Source organism: Candidatus Jordarchaeum sp. (assembly GCF_052745115.1).
On record NZ_JBRAKS010000374.1, the window covers coordinates 1 to 3,674 of the forward strand.

At 38.9% G+C, this 3,674-nt stretch carries 3 protein-coding genes; 1 reads left to right on the plus strand and 2 read right to left on the minus strand.

Annotated features, from left to right (window positions below):
• The first annotated feature begins 269 nt into the window (after window positions 1-269).
• Complete coding sequence (locus ACUVXA_RS18075) at window positions 270-1,712, plus strand: acetate--CoA ligase family protein (RefSeq protein WP_445872682.1); 1,443 nt, start codon at window positions 270-272, stop codon at window positions 1,710-1,712.
• 2 nt (window positions 1,713-1,714) lie between these two features.
• Here the strand turns inward: ACUVXA_RS18075 and ACUVXA_RS18080 are convergent, their stop codons facing one another.
• Entirely contained in the window at window positions 1,715-2,410 is a 696-nt protein-coding gene (locus ACUVXA_RS18080) for a nitroreductase family protein (protein ID WP_445872683.1), read from the minus strand.
• Window positions 2,411-2,619: 209 nt separating this feature from the next.
• Complete coding sequence (locus tag ACUVXA_RS18085; RefSeq protein WP_445872684.1) at window positions 2,620-3,450, minus strand: citryl-CoA lyase; 831 nt, start codon at window positions 3,448-3,450, stop codon at window positions 2,620-2,622.
• Window positions 3,451-3,674 lie beyond the last annotated feature (224 nt).

A 3,674-nucleotide genomic window follows, 5' to 3' on the forward strand; every position in this document is an offset into this window, starting at 1 on the left:
ATATAAAATAATAGATTATTAAACATTAAAATAACTCAACAGTCTATTCTACCCCTCAGAATCATTAGTTAACTAATGTAAATTTTTCTTATCTTTTGTTTAACAGCAGTACCTACCGATATATTCTTAATCAAGCTTCAAACATAACAAAACTCATAAAAATTATCTACCTCTTCCCAATAATAGAAAACTTTGGATAGATTTTACACACATAAAAACCTTAGTATACCGACTCTAAACTGCTAACAATTAGTTTCGGTGGAGGCTTGATGTTGAATTCAATAATCGAGCAGCTTCATCCGCTTTACAATGCAAGATCAACTGCTATGATCGGGCTCTCAAAAAGATTTATGAGTGTGGGTAGCATAGTTGCTCAGAATATACTTGATGGGGGATATACTGGAAACTTTTACGCTGTGAACCCCAATTCGGCAAAAGTTTACAATGATATGAAAGCTTATCCCTCATTAAGGGAGATACCTGAGGATATCGATTTAGCTGTTATAGTTACCCCTGCGCACGTTGTAGAGGAAGCTATGCAAGACTGTGTTGATAATAATGTTAAGGCTTGCATTTTAATTTCCGCTGGCTTCTCAGAGGTTAGAACACGGGAAGGAAAAGAGCTTGAGTATGAAATAGTGAAAATAGCTAGAAAGGGTAAGCTGCGCTTCACGGGAGGTAACTGTAATGGGGTAAGCAGTATTTCAGTAAGTATGCATGCTCTTCTCTCCCCAACGAGGCCAGAATTCGGAAATGTTGGTATTATCACTCAGGGTGGTTCTCCCGGCGTTGCTATGATGGGATGGACAAAAAGATACAAGATTGGAGTGAGCAGATACACTAACGCGGGAAACGAAGCGGACATTAAAATGCATGAGCTAATAGACTATTATACCCAAGATCCTCAAACCAAAGTCATCATGATGTATTTAGAGGGTATCAAAGAAGGTCGGGGCTTCATGAATTCTGCTAAGAGGGCAACCAAGAAAAAACCCCTACTACTCTATAAGTCTGGAGTAAGCGAGCTGGGTAAAAAAGCCGCTATGGCACACGTGGGGGCGATGGCAGGAGCAAATGAGATATGTGAAGCGGTTTTTCGCCAAACAGGTATTATACAAGTAAAGAACATTGATCAAATGGTGGGAATCGCTGCCGCTTTTAGCACACAGCCCCTACCCAAGGGAAAAAAGGTGGGCATTATGACAATCGGTGGGGGTTGGGGTGTGATAACTAGTGACTACCTTGGAGAAGCTGGGTTAGAAATTCCCTCCCTCACAAATAATGAGATTGAATACATAAGCCAGTATTTACCACCTCACTGGAGTAAAGGAAATCCAATAGATACCACGGACGGAGCATTTTCATCCAAGGCTCTTAGTGATATCATCGAAACACTTCTAAAAAAGGAAAATATAGATGGGGTAGTATTAATCGGACCTGGTATGAGGGAAGCTTTTGCTAAAATACATTATTTACCTGAAATAAGGGAGTTAGCATCCCAACAAGAAATTGAACTGGCAAAAGAATTGGAAAAATTATTAGACAAATACCAGAAACCAATACTAACGGTAAAAATTTATGCGCTAGAGGATAGTCCTGTGATTGAAGATTTGAAACAGAGAGGCATCCCAGTCTATGAGACCCCGCAAGACGGAGTAGCCGCTTACCACTCCCTAGTAAAATACTATGATTATCAAAAAAATAACTTTTAATATTACAAACTTGGAGATTTGCTTGTTAAGGCTGGGTGTGCTTTTGAATATTTATCTAGGTAAACGATTTCTTCTAAAGGTTTTCTAGGAGTTTTGAACGGATTTTTTTCAGGATAACCGAGAGCAATTATAGATAATAATCTGACACCTTCTGGAATTTCTAGGATTTTTTTAACCCTCTCTTCACCAAACATGAATCCGGAGGTCCAGCAGGTTGCTAGTCCTTTAGGGACTGCAGTAAGTATAAGGTTTTCAACTGCTGCGCCAATACTTAGAACAAACCAAATAAAGATAATATCCCGGTACTTGCTATAATTTTCTTTAAAAGATTTGAATAGAGCTGTTGGGTCCTTCATACAGACAGCAATTAATACTGGAGCGTTAAGAAGAGGATAATATCCTGCACCCTTAATAAGGGCCTGGACAGGAACTTGGAAACCCACCGCCTCACTCACCATTGGGGCTAAAAAATCTTTCACAAATTTGTTTAATTCCTTGTCTCCGATACCTGCTTTAAGCGTTTCAATTATTTCTCCTTTGATCTTTTGATCTTTAATGATAATAAACTCCCAAGGTTGGGCATTTTCTGCCGAGGGGGCTTTTCTCGCCATATCTAAAAGTTGGAAAATAATTTCATCAGAAACATCATCACTTTTAAATTTCCTAATACTCTGCCTGGTCTCAATAGCTTCAGTCACATCCATAGTGTCTCCTCCAAGATTCATTTCAATTTTTTTAACAAGCTTTCAACTCAAATAATTGCCGTTTTTCATAATTAATAGGAAGTTAATTTTTTTAAAATGTTAGTGTTCTTTTCTAAATATTATATCTAAATCTAATATTGTCAGAAATATAATTGAAAAGAAAGTAATTCTGCGGAAATTCCGGATTTCGGAAATATAGATTTTTAATCTTCTTTTATTCTTTCTTTAGGTAAATGCCTCTCTGCAGGTCCAGTATACTGTGTGATAACGGGCGGAATTATTCGGACTATCTGTCCCGTTTTTAGTTCTTCAATGGTGTGTCCAATAATACCTGGTAGGTAAGAAACTACACCCAGTGCTTCCATTTCTAGGGGGTCAAATCCCAGTTCCGCCATGACCGCAGCCATCATTCCATCGGTGTTAATTGGAATCTCCTTCCCTCTTGTCTTCACAAATTCGTCGTGAATCGCTTCCATGAGTTTAACATACTCTCCAAGCTTACCGTATCTCTCCGCTAACTCTCTTAGTCTAGCGGCTCTTGGATCTATGGTGTATAATGGGTGTCCAAGACCTGGTATTCTTTTCTTTTTTTCCCTGAATTTTGTAATAATCCTCTTGGCGGTTTCCCCTATACTCAATTTTTCACTTTTCATAATTTGGTAAGCTTCTTTGAGCATTTCTCCACTAGCTCGAGGCGAACCCGTAAAATGTCCGATACTTAAGACTCCACTAACTATTCCGTGTATGGGATCCGGATTACCCGAGACCACGTATCTGGCTGGGGGTGACGCTGAGCTCAAGAATCCGTGATCAACGATGCCAAAAAGCACTGCCTCCATCAATTTTCCTTCTTCTTTTGAGGGCAGTTCACCCTTTAAAATAAGGTAGAGGACCTCGGCAAAGCTGATATTTCCCATTAACTCCTCCAGAGGATAACCTCTTATCAGAATCTTGCCTGGCGGTAGATCGGTTATCCCCGTCTTAAAATAGCCCTTCCACAAACCGGCATCCGAAAGCTTCTCTTCACCACTCATAAGAATCACATCTAATAACTATGTTATATTTGTAACGTACCACGCAGAAATTCCTTCATCCCATATTTAAAATTTTTTACAAAAACATAACCCTATCCACCCTCAGAAACTTTCAAAAAACCCAGAAAAATTTCTCAAAAAATATCCGTGTTTTATGCCTTTTACAAGACGGGACCAGTATTTCTTAGGTTTATTTGGTTTTGTTTATAAAGGAGAGAACATTT